This is a genomic window from Candidatus Acidiferrales bacterium (assembly GCA_035515795.1).
Classification (GTDB): Bacteria; Bacteroidota; Ignavibacteria; order Kryptoniales; family JAKASW01; genus JAKASW01.
Genome location: DATJAY010000039.1, coordinates 89,329 through 105,132, shown reverse-complemented (window position 1 = coordinate 105,132; position 15,804 = coordinate 89,329). Strand labels below are relative to the sequence as shown.

The window sequence follows — 15,804 nt, the reverse complement described above, 5'->3', positions numbered from 1 at the left end:
CTTTCATTCGGTTTTCCTCCCTTGTGAAGTATGGATAGTAAACCTGCTTCAATGGCGAATAACATCTTGACGCGAAGTCATATGCAAGCTATGCGTTTTCATCACCAATGATATCATCAAGCGCCTTATCCATATCTAGCCTTCTATTTCTTAACAACTGATATAATTCCGCAAATGATTCATTTGCCTCTCGAGTTTTCAATTCTTTTGTTGAGAAAGTACTGAAGATGTTTGTGAATCTGTCCCAATCTTGGATTTGAGCTAATTCTGATATCGGCATATCTGTTCTGTAAAAATGCAAGTAGTATTCTAGTCCGCTCTTGAGTATCGACCACTTGTATTTTTGATCATACAGAAAAAATAACTCACCCATAATGCCATCCGTTATTTGGGTAATTCTGTCCGATTTGAGAATCATCGAGTTCACAGCTTGAACTACTTTGTTCATACTTACCTCTTATAGATTTCTTCGAAACTTTTGATTTCAATATTACGCAGATTCTCCCTCAACTCGCTGATAACGCTCCGCTTTTTGGGCTCGTTTAATTCATCAGTATTATTATTGAGTCTAGTAATCTTTTTCAATATTTCTTTGCAATTTTGCAGTAAGATACCGTTACCACGTAGTTGACCCTCGACGTCGTTGAAAATATTGATTACTTCCTTCTTCTGCTCTTCGTCGTTCGCGTTCAGGTCATTTAGAAGTTCTAATTTATCTTTCAATTCTTGTTGGGTGATTTGAAAGGAAAAACTAACCAATAACCTGAATATTGATTTGATTGGTTTTTGTTTGAAAAGAAACAAATAAATAGCAATTCCAGAAGCCCCAATAGTAAATATGGACGTAATAATATTTAGTAACGTAATCAAATAATTCAGTACCTCCTCACAATAACTAGATCAAGCTCATTACGAACCCGACCGCTGAGTTCGCGCCCACCGCGCACAACTTTATCCCAACATGGGTCATTACTGATTCCTTTCACGCCAATCTTCTGAACTTTCACAAATTTGTTTGTCAAATGTTTCCGATATTCTACCCAATTTGATTATATAATCACGAACTGACTCCACTCTTCCAGCCATCATCCTGTCCCGCGCCATTTCATCTCGCCAAAAATCTAATTCCTCTCCACCATATAGTCAAGCTTTGCGTGCCCACTTCAGTTTCTCTTATCTTGAAACTTATTCGACGAGTTATTTGGAAGCCGACATTAATTAATGTCGGCGGGAGCGCCTAACTCTTCAAGTGCATTGCGGTAATAAACTCCGCCTTCACCACCTGAGTGAATATGGGCGCGGATGAACTGAATGATATTTGTGCGAACATTGGCGGCTTCGGGAAAGTCCTCATCGGTCCAGAATCGCTTCGACCGGTCGAAGTAGCCCAGGCGCGCGAGGAAAGAGGCCCCGAAACTCTCGCTTGTTTCTCGCGAGTCATCGCTGTCCTGAAGTTTGAATGACCCGTCCGGCTGCAGCGATTCGCTCAGGCACCAGCGGAGCATCTTCCGAATTTCGACTCGCATGGCTTCTCGTTGATCCGATGTAGCCTGGCTCCATCCCATACTGAATATCTGAACCACATCCATGTTGTTATGATTCAAGTAACCGCTTCCTTCAAGCCAGCCGAGAGGATACTTCTTATCTTTTATCGCCAGCGTGGTCGCAATGATCTTCTGCCAATCAGGTACGTTTCCCTTGAGATAACTGACGATGTGAAAGGTGATGCTCAGGTCATCGGTCTTTTTAATCCTCGCATCGTTTGGGGTGCGATACCATGCCCCCCAGTAACCGGTTTCCGGATTGCGCGCAGTGTTGAGCAGCCAATCCAACAGCGCTGCTTTGAGGCGCGGATCATAAGCGTAATTCCTCGGTCGATCGCGCAGGATCAGCCGCATCAGATCGGAAATTGTCTCGTTCAATTCCCGCCGATGGTCTACGCTCTCCGCCTTCAGATCCGAGATCAGCAAATGATTGAGATGCGAGGTTAATTTCTCGGGCGAATTGATCCGATCCAGAAAATGCACTGGATATTTCGGAACCAGGCCTTGATGGGCAAGGTCCATTATCTGGTCATAAGAAGCATCTAACTTGAAAAACCATTCCGTGTACCACTTTCCCCAGCTGCCGTCGATTTCAGATTGCTCATCCGTCGCCTGTGCATTGGCCGTATCCTGCATAACGTCTTCCAATGCCTCTATGCGTTCTCCCATGCGTCGATAGTCATGGGTCGCATCACAAATCCATTCGGTCTCGTAAAGAATCTCATGCGCAGGCCGGTAGGCCTTTCCCTGTTGTTCGAGTGCAAAGAGCCGTCTTTTCGCCCGGAGAAGTCGGCTTTCATAATAAGCCCATCGGATTGTGTTCCACTTCAGCATAACAACACCCGCCAAAAGCAAAACAACGATTACAGCCGCAATCTGCTTCTTATTGATCGTCACTTTATCCTGTTCCCATCGGAATGCTGCCTAACTTTGATTAGCCTGCCGCGAACCCGCATGACATTCATTCCGCTGAAAATATAAATTATCGCCGCAGCTTAGTCAACCTCAACGGCGCAAGCGAAACATGTCCCTTCTCAACGAATAATGCCTTTTCCCTTCAAGACAAAGAGTTTTCCGGACCCGGCGGAGAGTCTTGCTCAACCTCCAGACGCCTTTTCGCAGCCAACAATTGATTCGGCACGACCAGCGGGGAGTTCGGCGTAACCAGCGACCAACTTTTCGCAGTCAGCGAGCTACTTTTCGCAGCCAGCGGAGAACTTTGCACAACGAGCGGGCCGTTTTTCCCGACCAGCGGACAATTCTGCGCAGCCAGCGACCAACTTTTCGCTACCAGCGGGAGACTTTTCACAACCAGCGGGAGACTTTCCGCAGCCAGCGGAGGACTCGGCGCAATCAGCGGGCCATTTTTCCCGGCAAGCGGAAGCCTTTCCGCAATGCGCGGGCTCTATCCCCTGTTTTCTTTCACGAACTGCACTGCATAGTTCGCCAATCCCATCACGGTCAACTGTGGATTAACGCCGAGGCTCGTCGGAAATACGCTCGCGTCGGCTATGAACAGGTTATCGTATCCGAACACCTTGAACTCTGCATTCACAACTCCGGTCTCGGCACTGCTCGCAATGACGTTCCCGCCTTGCGGATGGCCCGTGCCCAGAGTGATCTCAGTCGGGTCTTTGATGTACTCGTGCATCTTGTTGGATTCTTTTGTCGATTTGAACTCGTAGTACTTGAAAGTATTCGGCATCACTGAGTCTGCGCCGGCAGCAAACATGATGTCGCCTGCCACTTCGAGTCCCTTCAACAGTTTCTGGAAATCGCCGGGAGTCGGTGTGTAATCGATCTCCCTGTGCGTAAGTCCGGCAACTCGCGCGCGTGCGTTCGATTCGGACCCGACCAGCACACCGACGCATGCGAGCTTGTCGTATCGTCTCATGTTGTTGTAATGATCCTCGAACCATCCGGGCATCGCAGTCGACTGGAACATCGGCGGGTTGTACCATGATTCCATGATAAAGCCCGTATCGGGAAGTATCTTCATGTAATGAGAAATCTGCAGGCCGTCGTAAGAATCTATTTTGGTCGGAAACGCAGCAGTTAGCTGGGAGCCGGTATTGAACGCCAGTCTCATCCCTGCGTTCTTTATTCCGAGTTTCGATTTCAGGAGGAGGATGCTCGAGGAGATTGCTCCCGCCGCGACGACGAAGGTTTTCCCGTAGACTTTCAATTTTCTCCCGTCATTAAACTGACCCTCCACGTAGGAGATTTTGTTCCCGCTTCTCTGCAATTTGATCGCTTCACAGCCCGCTATGATCTCCAGGCTCTCTTTCCCGAATTTCTTCTGTATATCGGGAAGAACGGTGACGAGCATCGAGAGTTTCTTATTATAATTACAGCCGATATTGCAGTAGCCGCACCCGTAGCATCCCGAAATATTCGCGTTGACGGAATCGGTGACGTCCGGTGCGAGATTGTATCCAAGTTTCATGCATCCTTTTTTGAACAAGTAACCGCCGGGATTGAGTCTCACCTTGTCTTCATCCATGTGGTTTGCATGGATTATTTTCCAGGCGGTGTCCATAGAATCCATGACGCCTTGTTTGTCAAGGCCGGTGTTCAGCCCTTTCGGGTCGACCCATCTGTCAAGTACCGGCTCCGGAATCTTGAAACACACGGCGTTATTGACGACCGTCGAACCGCCGACGCAGCTTCCCTGGAACACTGTGAACCTGAAGTCTCTCGCGGCCTGGATCGCGCCGTCCTGGAAGAGTCGCGAGACCATGTCCATCTCGTTTTCGGTAAATGTCTCGGGCCGTTCGTGGTTCCCCCTTTCTATCATAACCACTTTCCTGCCGCTTTCAACGACACCTTTCGCGAGGATCGAAGCGCCTGCACCGGAGCCGATGATGACAACGTCGCCGCTTATGGAATCTTTCTGAAAATCCTTCTCGGTTTTCACATACAAAGGCGGATCGGGCTGTCTCGGCGACTTGCTCACCCTCTCGTCATGGTCCTTACGTTCCGAGAACGGCACGTAACCTACGGAGGCGAATGTCCGTTTGTCATTATAGTATCCGATATAACACATTTGTTTCGCGATCCTGATCATTCCCTGCGCAAGCGTTCTCCACCATCCAGGTATCAAGCGCTTTTCGACGTCCCAGTAAAATCGTTTTTTCAAAAACTCGTGTCTGCTTCCCGGAGCGATATAAGGAAGCGGCGGGAGAAGCGACAGGATCGGGTAGAAATATAGTCCGCTGATCACCAGCGCCATCGTCCACTTCGATTTCGCCTCGAAGCTGCTGAAATAAGAATCCACATTATGCGCCACGTCCTCGCTCGAGATCACCTCGTGCTCGCCGTAAATGACAACTTCTGCGAGTGCAGCGAGCGTTCTGAACTGAAGAGGAGAAAAATATTTCAGATTATATCTTGCCTTTTGCGACGAAGAAAGGAAGAGGGATCCGATGACGGCGTTCAACACGCTGAAGACGGTTATTGACCACATGACCGTGGAAAATGACGGAGCGACCGCCCAAAGGTAAATCTGTCCCTCCGCCGCGTGCCAGATAAGATTGCAGATTCCAATGACTGAAAGAATAATAGACTCCCAGATGTTAATCCTGACGAGAAAAATGTAGCGTCGTATGTCCGCGATTGCGTACCAGCACATCAGAGCATCGACCAGGGTGAGAACTGCAAATCCCGTTAATATTAGGATGGCCTCCGGCACGTTGATGTCGAATTTTCCCGGAACGCTCATCGTAATGAACACGAGCGCGAGCAAATAAATCACCAGCAGCGTCTTGAGGTACGATATCAACCTCTTCTCTTGTATAGTCAGCATTTCAACTTTCCTTCCAAAATGTTGGATGATTTCTGCCTACCATGGCAGGTACTTTATTTTCTCCCTGTTTCCGAGCTGGAAGTAGCAATAGAATATGTTCAGGAATGGAAAGACGCGGAGGTACGCTTTGCACAGGAGCAGAGTGTTGTCCCCCGGGTTGGGTGTTACGACGAAGTCCCTTATCACCTTGAAGAAACTGAAGTACCATTTGTGCATGTGCGGGATGTCGTAATCAAAATACCCGAGGTTCATATACCGCTGGTTCAGTTTTGCCGGCGGCTCGTTCTTCACATAAGAAGTGCGGAAGTAGCCGAGCTGTTCGGGCTTGCCGTCCGCGCCGATGTGCTGGTTCCAGGGACCGGTGTATCCTGTACCATCCTGTATCACTATCTCGTTATACCCGAGGTTCTGTCCGTCTTTCTTCATGAAACCCTTCTTGAATTTTTTTCCAGAAAGGTTGCCGATCCATTCGTGGTTCCAGCCGCAATAAATATAGCCGTTCAGTTCTTCCAGATCCGGCGGCTGTCCTGTTATAAGAATATTTTCGAGCTCCGCCGGAGTTGCCTGCGCCAGGCTATCGTAGGTCCAGATTTTTGAAGACACCGTCTCCTCCTTTTGTTGATTGTGAAATTATCTGAACGATGTAAAATTAAATTTCGATATCACTTTTTGAAGTGGTTGCATTATTTAAGATGTGATTGCCGGATGCACTCAGAATCCAACTGTGTAAGTGACTCCTCTCGGAAGGAAGACACCATAGAGAAACCTGACCCTGAAATGTGACTCGTCGCGACGCTCTCCTATTTTCACTACATGTCTATTGATGCCGCTGCACTCAACATTCTTCTATTCCTGGATCGGAAATGAATTGACCATTCCACCATGGCGTGAAATTTATCACTACCAAACAACAGGCGGTATGTGTACAAAGTTCCCATATCAATCGCGCGGTAAACACCATCCGTATTACTCAGAGAACATTTGTCGGTGCAGCTATCCGAGGAGCCCCTGTTTCATCAGCAGGTCTCGGAGATCACCTTCGATCCCGACCATCTTGGCGTTGCGGGAAATGCTTGTCTTCAGCGATTCTCTTAATGCTTCGTCGGGAAGCTCTGAGATGTGGTAGGTAAGCATTTTTGCCATCCGCAGATATTTGTCCTTCTGGCGCCAGATAAAACCAATGATAATGAGAGCTATCGCTCCGATGAGAATTATCACCCACGTTGCATTTCGTTCGACGAAACTCAGGTTCGCTCTCATTTCCGGGTACACTTCGTACGTAAGGCGCGCCTGAAGATCGTTCATTGCCGTGTCGATGATTGCTTTCACCAGCGAGTTCGACTTTGTGCCGAGCAGTGAGTCTCTCAGGCTGCCTCCTGCCTCGCCGACGGAATTGTCAAATTTGTTTAGAATCTCGGAAATATAGTTCTGCAGGTTTTTGTCGAGGACAGAATTTCTCAACTCCACCAGATCTTCTCTGGTCACCCTGCCAAGAAGCGTCTCCCGCAGGGCTGCAACTCTCTGATCTGTTTGTACTCCTAACAGAGAATCTCTCAGTATCCGCAGCTGTGCGTTTGTGCTGTCAATGATATTGCTCAATAACGAATCGATCACTTGTGTGGTTCTGGGATCTCCAAGGCTGGTCCTTGCACCCTTCACAAGATTATAGCCTATCGAGTCGGCGTATGTGTTCACAGGTTTCATCGCACCACTGCCCAAATCCTCGCCGGCTCCGCTGAAGAATGAACCACAGCCGGCTGCGATGAACACAGCCGAAACGGCACAGAATAGTTTGAGCATCTTAATCATGGCTTTACTTTCTATTTGCTTTCTATCAGCAGTTGAGGTTCGACCCGTCCGGCTTCGTCGTCCCATCTTTGAAGAACTCCGCCCGCAGGGACTAGCCGGTTATCGTTATTTCTTATGAGGTGCAAAAAAGTAAATGTCTTGTCCTCCCGGACAGAAGCGGTGGAGTTTTCGATTACTGGAATCCACGTCCCGGTATTATAGAACAAGCACTTCTCATCGATAAGGCATGAACCTGGATTGTGGGTGTGTCCCATGGTCATGATCCTGTACGAGGTCCCCGAGAATCTCATGCGGGCGAACTTTTCAAGTGTCGATGGCTCGCTTATTTGAAACCAGCCGACCAGCCGGGAAAGCACATACGACAGAAAGAGTAAACCGACATTCTCAGCCTGGTCGACAATCATCTTGGCTATTCCTTGCAGACTTCCGATGGATGAAATATCCTGTTGCAGCCGAGTGAAGAGCGTTGGTTCAATGTTAAAAGCAACGAGAAAGGGAGCCAACAGCATAAGCACGACCAGAAGCACCGAGCGGTAAGTGAACCAAACATAGCGCCAGTTGGTGAACAATATCCTGATGAGAAGCGGTATATGCTGGAACAGGACTTTCATTGCAAGCGGAAAATTCTCTCTCATGAGTATCGGCAGAACATTCCCTGCCGGCCGCACTTTGTCCAGGAAAGGAAAATATAATTCTACGCGGTTGATGAGGTACCTATTGAAAAATGAACCGAAGGGAATGTTGATCTCGTTCGGAGTCTTCTCGAGCACGGGACTGCCCAGCACCGTGGTGAACTTGTCGTAGCGGTGTCCGTGCTCGACGTAAAATTCGTTATCGATCAGAATCGAGTCGTCTACGAAGGTGACATTTGGCAGAACTATATCGGCCAGTATCTTGAAAATATTCTGATTTTTTCCGCGCCGGGCAATATCTTCCGCAAGCATGAGTCGTATGTAATTCCGTGTCATCGGCCAGTAGATTTCGACGTCATGGTTTCCCTTCACAATAATCATTTTGTGTCCCGCTTCCATCCACTTTGCCAGCTCATCGAAAAAGACGGGGTGTCCAAGTCTGATTGATCGAAGCTTATACACCGTCTTGAAAGCTTCTGTCCCGAGACCATATTTTTTTTCTCGTCTCGAAATGCTGAGCTCCAGTTCCTCTATGCTCTTCATGACCCCAAGCTTCATCAGTTCCGACTGCCAGTCGGCAAAAGTCACATCTGTTTTCATCGGCATTGTTTGGCTTCCCGGCGAGTCACCCTTGACAAAACGTTTGATCATGTTGCTGAATCGCAACTTTCTGATCTTTCCCGGGTATTCGGTTACACGGAGAAAATCGAAAATATCTCCGTTGATTATCAGCACGGCCCCATTTCCTTTCGCGGCCTCATGCGCCTGATCGAGAAATCTGCCAAACGAATCGTCCGCAAAGAAATTTTCCGTTCCACGATATACGCCTTCCGAATTTCTTCCGGCAGCTATGTGAAGATCGCTGACGACGAAGATGTCTCTCGCACCGGCGTTGTATTCTACAGGAGGAGTTCGCAATGGAAAAGACTGCTTGAAAATGGATGTATTTGACTCACGGTAAGTATCCGGGTTGACCACATATTTCGGAGCGAGGCCCGCATCCTCACATGTAGCAAGGAGAGATGAAATGTCGTCGTGGTTCATGTCCATGATCCTAAGATTTGTTCTGGTCTTATCTTCCAAATAAGGGTTGATTCTCAATTCCCGGAACGAGCAAAAAGAAGACTTGTTGTCTATTCGTTGTCAGGAGGAACCGTTTGTGCGAGCCGCCGAATACATCAACGACTAATCGGACTCATGTGATATGAGATGATTCGCCAGCGACTTGACACCAAAGGAAGTAACAAACGTGCATTCTGATAAGTTCTCATGGAGGTTTGTGGGCCATAGGGATAGAGATAAGAATTTCAGCAGGGATTACGACACACTTCCACTTCTTGCGAAATACAAGTGGCACTCAAACGAAGTCTAATCTAGAGGAAAATCGTCCGGCACTTCGATCTCAAGTCTCAATAGCGCCGTGCTCAATGTCTTTCCCTGAGCGTCGTTTCTGAGCGACACTGTGCCGCCGCCACCAAGGGCCTCGTGCAGCAGAAAATTCAACGCATGCAGGTTCGGCAGTTCAAAACGATCCACTTCCCCCTTACAGATTCCTGCGAAATGTCTTCTAACGACTTCGGCGGTCACTTTTTCCTTGAGAATCGGGTAGTATTCCGGCCTGCGTGCTATTAGACCGATGTTCGAAGCATCGCCTTTGTCGCCGCTTCGGGCGTGAGCCAGCTTCAGCAATTGAACCCTTTTCATAAATACCGAATTTTAAATCCTAAATCTTCATTCGACAATTCAAAATTGGAATCTTACAACTCAACGACTTCCACCACAGGATTCACCAGAGATTTTTTTATCAGCGACGGCCAGTACGCAATAACTTCCTGCGGCTTCGGACGACCGCTCCCGAAACCTGTGACTGTCGGCGGACCTGTCAGCACAAGCGGGACAAGCTGTCTTCCAAACGCATCGACGGCGTCTTCATCCTTGCTCCTGACTGCGACTCGCAAGACTATTTCATTGATATCAACCGGTCTCGGACTCAGCGGGCCATGGCACGAATCGTACCCCAGGAATTCGGTATTGAACTCATCATAGTCGAATCCCAAATCTTTCAGCCGCTGCCTTATGATCTTGTCAGCGAGCTGCGCCTTTTCCAATGCTTCGGGCCAGCCGTAAGTTAATGTTCCGACAGCGTAATAACCATCCAGGTACGACATCGAAACCTTGTAGAAATCCGTTGGCGCCTTACCTTTAATGCCAAACACTTTTACTCGGTTTTGTCCTGCCTGTTCCAGATTGATCGTCGTAAAATCCGCCACAACTTCCGGTGTGATATACTCTTTCGGGTCGCCGATCTCATAAATCAGTTGTTCCTTGACAGTGTCAACGGACACCATGCCGCCTGTAGCATCATGCTTCGTAATGTAAAAAGTCCCATCCGGAGAAGCTTCAGCAATAGGAAATCCAATGTTTGCAAGATCCGGAACCCTTTTCCAATCTTTCAAGAAATTTCCGCCCGAAGATTGGCCTCCGCATTCCAGAATATGGCCGGCGACGATTCCCGCCGCAAGCTTATCATAAGCGGTTTCGTTCCACCCGAACTCGTAGATCATCGGCGCAAGCGACAGGCCGGTATCGGTGGTCCTGCCGGTCAGAACAATCTGCGCTCCTTCCTTCAATGCCTGTGCGATGGGAAATGCACCGAAGTAAACATTGGCGCTTCGCAGATGTTCGCGAACACTTCGCAGAGTCTCGCCCGTATCCATATTTTTCAAGTCTGTCCCGGAGTTCAGCAGGTCGTCGATTCGGTCATATATATCATCTCCGTGGACGATGCCTATCTTCAACCCTTTTGCGCCGCATTTCTTCGCAATTTCATAAATAGCATCACGACACGATCGCGGATTCACCCCTCCACCGTTTGTTATGATTTTTATATTTTTCTCAATGACTATCGGGAGTATTTGCTCCATGGTCGTGAGCAGATCCTTTGCGTATCCGAGCTTTGGATCGCGCGACTTTTGTTTCTGCAAAATGGACATGGTTACCTCGGCAAGGTAGTCCATTACGAGATAATCGATCGGACCTTTGCTGACCTGCCAATAAGGCGCCTGCGGGAGGTCACCCCAATAACCCTGCCCCGAAGCGATCCTGATGTGTTCCTTCATGGAAGTGGAATCTCCGATTGAGCTTAGCCAACTTTGCGATGGACTTGGAATGTTTCGACCAATGCCGCGGCAAAGCGGCCACAAAAGTTTTACTGAGCCGCTTTTAGTTTTCTTACTGCGCCCGGAATATCTTCTGATTTGAAGACTGATGTACCCGCGATCAGTACGTTTGCCCCCGCCCTCACGAGCTGCGAAGCATTCTCCGGAGCAACTCCACCGTCGACTTCGATATAAACTTCCTTCCCCTTCGGCACAAGAGCCTTGACTTCCGATAATCTTCGATATGAACTCTCTATAAACCTCTGCCCTCCAAACCCCGGATTCACCGACATCACAAGGATCTGATCGGCATCGCTGATGATCTCCTTCAGGACATCAATTGGCGTCGAAGGGTTGATTGCAACTCCCGCTTTTGCTCCAAGCTTCTTTATCCTGTTGATGATGTTGTTTAAGTGAACGACAGCTTCATAGTGGACGACGAGCCGGTCAGCCCCGGCCTTTACGAAATCCTCCAGAAAGAAATCAGGATTCTCAATCATCAAGTGCACATCGAGGGTTTTGTCCGTAAGCTGGTTTACGGTCGAAACGATCATCGGTCCGAAAGTCAAATTTGGAACGAAGTGGCCGTCCATTACATCAATGTGAATCCAGTCCGCCCCGCCTTTTTCAGCAAGACGAATCTGCTCTCCGAGTTTCGTGAAATCGGCGGCGAGAATCGAGGGTGCAACTTTTGTCGAGTTCGTTCCCAATGTCAATTCTCCTTGACTTGTTTCTGGCTTGCAATGGATGAGACGAACAAATCAATATGAGTTCCTCTGGCCGCGGGTTCGTTCGAGCGGGGATACTGTTCAAGCACAGTGTTAGGTACCAACTTCGTGCTCGGCTGAAAAGTAATCTTCCCGAGGATGAAACCGGAATTAGAAATAATTTTCTGAGCTTCCGACAACGGCCTTCCCACCAAATCCGGTATGGCAACTTGGCCGGCTACCGGAGGCCCGCTTGAAACTATTATTGCCACCATTGTGCCGGAAACGGCCATGGTGTTCGGCGGAATCGACTGCGACATTACTACATTTTGAGGAAACGCGCTTGACGAATCAGAAGTCACGCTTCCCAATCTAAACCCGGCCCTCTCGAGCATGAATTGTGCCTCGCGCTGTGTATGCCCCTGCAAATCAGGGATTGAAGACCTCTCCACTCCGCCGCTCAACACCAGGTAGACGCGCCTCCCGTGTTTTACTACGGAGCCCGCCTCCGGATTCTGTGATAATACTGTATTTGGGGGAAGCTTGCTCTCCTTTGTTCCGCCAAGCTGGAATTGCAGCCCCAGAGTATCGAGCGCATGTCTCGCTTCCACCTCATTCAAACCGGCAACATCCGGAACCGTTACGGTTCCTCCATCGTTGACGTACCATGGCATTATGTACCAGTTCATCAATGAAAACAGCGCCATAAAAATGACAAGAAAAATGTAGAACTTCTTGGCAAGGTTCGACCATAATATTCTCAGCAAAAAACGAGCTCGACTGTTCATCTTTGTGATATGAATCTATCTTATCTGGAAATGATTTTCAAGAATATCGTCAAGAACAATTTTCTCGGATGGTCTGTGCGTTTCTAAAACGATGTTGTCACATTCACTCTGTGCAGCCCGCCGATTTTTCCCCACGAAGAATACGCATAATCAAAACCGTACCCCATGATATTCAATCCGACGCCGAAAGAAAGTCCCTCGATGCCTGAAGTAAGTCCGATCTTCATTTGCTGATGCTCAAGATTATTGTAGCCGATCCGCGCGTGGAAATTTTCAGAGAGCAAAAACTCGCCTCCGATGACGAACGAGCGAAGTTTGTCCGTCGCACTCAGGTTCGGATCGCCGAGATGTTGGAAAGCCAAATTCAAAACGAGGGGTAAATGCTCAAGCTGTTTTGACACACCTAGCCGCATGTCAAAAGGCAATGTCTCCTGCGTACTCCGATATTTTGTGACTTGGGTGCCGACGTTGACGATTGAAAAGCCAATCCCAAAAAGATTCTCAGGGAAATCATAATACAGGCCTGCATCAAACGCCGCTGCCGAAGAAGAATACGATGCTATCGAAGAATAGATACCCCTTATGTTAAATCCGTAGCTGAAATTGTTCGCGAGATAATTTGAATAATTCAATGTCAAGGCGACATCGCCGGCACTGAAGTTTCCGAATGCGTTGTCGTCGTTGTCCAGGTAAGTAAAGCTGCCGTAATTGATGTAGCTGATGCCGACTCCGAAATATCCCTCGTCTTGAAGCTGGAACGTCGAGAAAAGATATCCCGCATTGATATCGAGGACATGTTTAAGAAAACCGAAGGTTACTGCTCGGTCTTTTGCTCCGACAGAAACCGCGGGATTATAATAGAATCCGGTTGGATCATCCGTTCGCGACATCGCGCTTCCCGCCAGAGACGCTTCTCGGGCACTGACATCGATGTTAAGAAAATCGTAGGCCGACTGAGAGAAAGCGGAACTTGCCATTAATAAAACAACCGAAAACAACAAAATTTTCATTGCATAAATGTAGCCGCGGTTGTCGTATTTTTCAAGACCACCTTTATTGATTATATTTTGTGCGCAACCCATGAAAGAATCTGATATCGACAGATCAAAAATAAAAAGAATACTTATCATTAAGCCACGGGCGATAGGCGATGTGCTTCTTTCCACTGCCGTACTGCCAAACCTGAGATGGGAATTCCCCGCGGCTCATATCGACTTTCTGGTCGAGAGCTTTGCTGCATCCGTCTTGAACGGTAATCCATTCATAGACCAGGTTGTTTCCTTCAACGCGCAAACGCAATCTTCGGTGTCAATAATTTTGCGGGTCAGAAAAAATAATTACGATCTGATCATAGATCTTTTCGCAAACCCCCGCACGGCAATAATCACCTTGTGCAGCGGTGCGAAGTTCAGGATTGGCTACCCTTTCAAGTGGAGGAGGTTTGCTTATAATATTCTCGTGCCTTCAAGGAGCGGCGAGCACCATAATGTCGAGTTCAATTTGGACGCGCTTCGGCAAATCGGAATCCCGATCCAACAGTCCCAGCCTTTATTTTATCTTGATGAAACATCAAAGCTTTTTGGGAATAAATTTCTTGAAGAGCATGACCTTCATCATGGAACCTTCGTCACGATAAATATCGGCGGCGGCTGGGAAATCAAAAGGTGGAAGGCTGACCAATTCATCGACCTTTGCCTCATGATCCATGACAGACTGAATCTTGATGTGGTTATACTCTACGGACCGTCGGAGAAGGTTGAGGCAGAGGACATTTCCTCGTCCTCAAATTCCATCCTTGCCCCGGAGACTTCGCTTCACGAGATGGGGGCTATAATGGACGAATCGCTCCTTTTAATCACGAACGATTCCGGCCCGATGCACATAGCTGCAGCTTTAGATATTCCGACGCTTGCGATTTTCGGGCCCACCAACCCGCGCTCGCAGGGACCTTACGGAAACATTTCCGAAATCGCAAGGAATGAAAAGCTCGACTGTCTCGAATGCAACTTAACAAAATGCCCGATAGGAAACCCGTGCATGAAAGAGCTTGATGCCGAAATCGTCTATGAGAAATTAACATGCCTGATTTCAAAAATTAGGCGCGGTAAGCCGGCGGAAAGCACGCCCCGGTTTTCTAAGGAGAGGAAACTAGATGAAAGTATTTGAATTCAATATCCCCGATTGCAGGAGGTTTACAGGTTACAAGCCATGCTTTCCGTACAAGAATTGTTACGACGAATGCGCGAATCCCGATAAACCGTTCGGGACAAAAATCCTGATCGTCAATCTGGATGCGATGGGCGATGTGCTGATGACAACAGCGCAGCTCGCGCCGATAAAAAGAAAATATCCGGACAGCTACATTGGCTGGATCACTCTGAAGTCGGCCGCTCCTCTTCTTCACGAGAATCCATATATCGATGATGTATTCGTCTGGGACGCGGAGAATTGGCTCATACTGGAGCAGATGAGATTCGACCTCGTATTTAATGCCGATAAGTCGCGGAAGTCAGCGGCCCTGACGATGAGACTGGACGCGAAAAAGAAATTGGGATTCGGATTAAATGAGAACGGGCAAATCATACCGCTCAACAAAGAAGCGAGCTACAACTATCTGTTAGGAGTAGACGATTATGAAAAATTCAGAGTCAACCAGCAAACGGGTCAGGATATTCTCGCTGAGACGTTTCGGCTTCCTTACGCCCGCGACGAATACGTTCTGAAGTTGACTGATGAAGAAACGGAACTGACATCATGGTACAAACGGTCAAAAGGTATACATGAACACGACGTCGTAGTCGGTTTCAATACTGGCTGTTCGGACCTTTATCCGAACAAGAAGATGACCATCGCACAGCATCTGCAGTTGATAGAAATGTTCTCCGAAGATGGGGGGATCAAAATGCTGCTCCTCGGCGGGCGCGAGGATACGGAACGCAACAGGCAAATTTATTCCATGGCGACCGAACGCAATCCCGAGCTGAAGACGCGCTTGTTCAATACGCCGACGACGGAAGGGCTTCGCAAGGGAATCGTCTATGAAAATGCCTCAGACGTGGTCATCACCGGCGACAGTTACGGGATGCATCTGGCGATTGCACTTAGAAAACATGTCCTGGTGTGGTTTGGATTGAGCTGCTGGACTGAAATCGATCTCTACGATCGCGGCGAAAAGTTTATTCCTCAGGGGCTCTTCTGCTCACCCTGTTGGAAAAAGGTCTGTCCTTATGACCTGGAGTGCATCAAGATGATCGATCTGGAGAAGATCCACTCAGCCGCGATTCACTATGCGGAAAAAATCAGAGATGAAAAAGGCGGACGTAAAGCAGAGAAAGTCCGAGCCAACTAATCCTCCCGCAAA

At 48.2% G+C, this 15,804-nt stretch carries 15 protein-coding genes; 2 read left to right on the top strand and 13 right to left on the bottom strand.

All coding sequences use genetic code 11. The features are described from left to right. Nucleotides 1–88: 88 nt before the first annotated feature. From VLX91_16445 to porQ, 13 genes are all read right to left on the bottom strand, one after another. A complete protein-coding gene (locus VLX91_16445; protein HUI31800.1) occupies nt 89–448 on the bottom strand; it encodes a hypothetical protein in 360 nt (119 codons plus the stop codon). 2 nt (nt 449–450) lie between these two features. After that, complete coding sequence (locus VLX91_16440) at nt 451–723, bottom strand: hypothetical protein (GenBank protein HUI31799.1); 273 nt, start codon at nt 721–723, stop codon at nt 451–453. Nucleotides 724–1,214: 491 nt separating this feature from the next. Beyond that, a complete protein-coding gene (locus tag VLX91_16435) occupies nt 1,215–2,441 on the bottom strand; it encodes a hypothetical protein (GenBank protein HUI31798.1) in 1,227 nt (408 codons plus the stop codon). Between the two features lie 160 nt (nt 2,442–2,601). Then, nucleotides 2,602–2,853 (bottom strand): hypothetical protein, encoded by a 252-nt coding sequence (locus VLX91_16430; GenBank protein ID HUI31797.1) that lies wholly within the window; start codon nt 2,851–2,853, stop codon nt 2,602–2,604. Nucleotides 2,854–2,949: 96 nt separating this feature from the next. Beyond that, a complete protein-coding gene (locus VLX91_16425; protein HUI31796.1) occupies nt 2,950–5,349 on the bottom strand; it encodes a GMC family oxidoreductase in 2,400 nt (799 codons plus the stop codon). A gap of 36 nt (nt 5,350–5,385) precedes the next feature. After that, the gene (locus tag VLX91_16420; GenBank protein ID HUI31795.1) at nt 5,386–5,952 is read right to left on the bottom strand and encodes a hypothetical protein; all 567 of its coding nucleotides are present in this window, start codon (nt 5,950–5,952) and stop codon (nt 5,386–5,388) included. Between the two features lie 390 nt (nt 5,953–6,342). Beyond that, nucleotides 6,343–7,158, bottom strand: coding sequence for a hypothetical protein (locus VLX91_16415; protein ID HUI31794.1), 816 nt, complete (start codon nt 7,156–7,158; stop codon nt 6,343–6,345). An 11-nt stretch (nt 7,159–7,169) separates the two neighbouring features. Then, on the bottom strand, nt 7,170–8,834 hold the full coding sequence (locus VLX91_16410) for a hypothetical protein (protein HUI31793.1): 1,665 nt from the start codon (nt 8,832–8,834) through the stop codon (nt 7,170–7,172). 324 nt (nt 8,835–9,158) lie between these two features. Then, the gene (locus VLX91_16405; GenBank protein HUI31792.1) at nt 9,159–9,494 is read right to left on the bottom strand and encodes a hypothetical protein; all 336 of its coding nucleotides are present in this window, start codon (nt 9,492–9,494) and stop codon (nt 9,159–9,161) included. Nucleotides 9,495–9,547: 53 nt separating this feature from the next. Further along, nucleotides 9,548–10,909, bottom strand: coding sequence for an acyclic terpene utilization AtuA family protein (locus VLX91_16400; protein ID HUI31791.1), 1,362 nt, complete (start codon nt 10,907–10,909; stop codon nt 9,548–9,550). Between the two features lie 89 nt (nt 10,910–10,998). Then, the gene (rpe, locus tag VLX91_16395; protein ID HUI31790.1) at nt 10,999–11,658 is read right to left on the bottom strand and encodes a ribulose-phosphate 3-epimerase; all 660 of its coding nucleotides are present in this window, start codon (nt 11,656–11,658) and stop codon (nt 10,999–11,001) included. Between the two features lie 2 nt (nt 11,659–11,660). After that, nucleotides 11,661–12,443 carry a PASTA domain-containing protein gene (locus VLX91_16390; protein ID HUI31789.1) on the bottom strand — a complete coding sequence of 261 codons (783 nt, stop codon included), beginning with the start codon at nt 12,441–12,443 and terminating at the stop codon, nt 11,661–11,663. An 83-nt stretch (nt 12,444–12,526) separates the two neighbouring features. Continuing rightward, on the bottom strand, nt 12,527–13,525 hold the full coding sequence (porQ, locus tag VLX91_16385; GenBank protein ID HUI31788.1) for a type IX secretion system protein PorQ: 999 nt from the start codon (nt 13,523–13,525) through the stop codon (nt 12,527–12,529). Between porQ and VLX91_16380 the strand changes: the two genes are divergently transcribed. Both VLX91_16380 and VLX91_16375 read left to right on the top strand, forming a co-directional pair. After that, nucleotides 13,524–14,609, top strand: coding sequence for a glycosyltransferase family 9 protein (locus tag VLX91_16380; protein HUI31787.1), 1,086 nt, complete (start codon nt 13,524–13,526; stop codon nt 14,607–14,609). The genes porQ and VLX91_16380 overlap by 2 nt on opposite strands. After that, the gene (locus VLX91_16375; GenBank protein HUI31786.1) at nt 14,596–15,792 is read left to right on the top strand and encodes a glycosyltransferase family 9 protein; all 1,197 of its coding nucleotides are present in this window, start codon (nt 14,596–14,598) and stop codon (nt 15,790–15,792) included. The genes VLX91_16380 and VLX91_16375 overlap by 14 nt, the downstream gene beginning before the upstream one ends. The last annotated feature ends 12 nt before the right edge of the window (nt 15,793–15,804 follow it).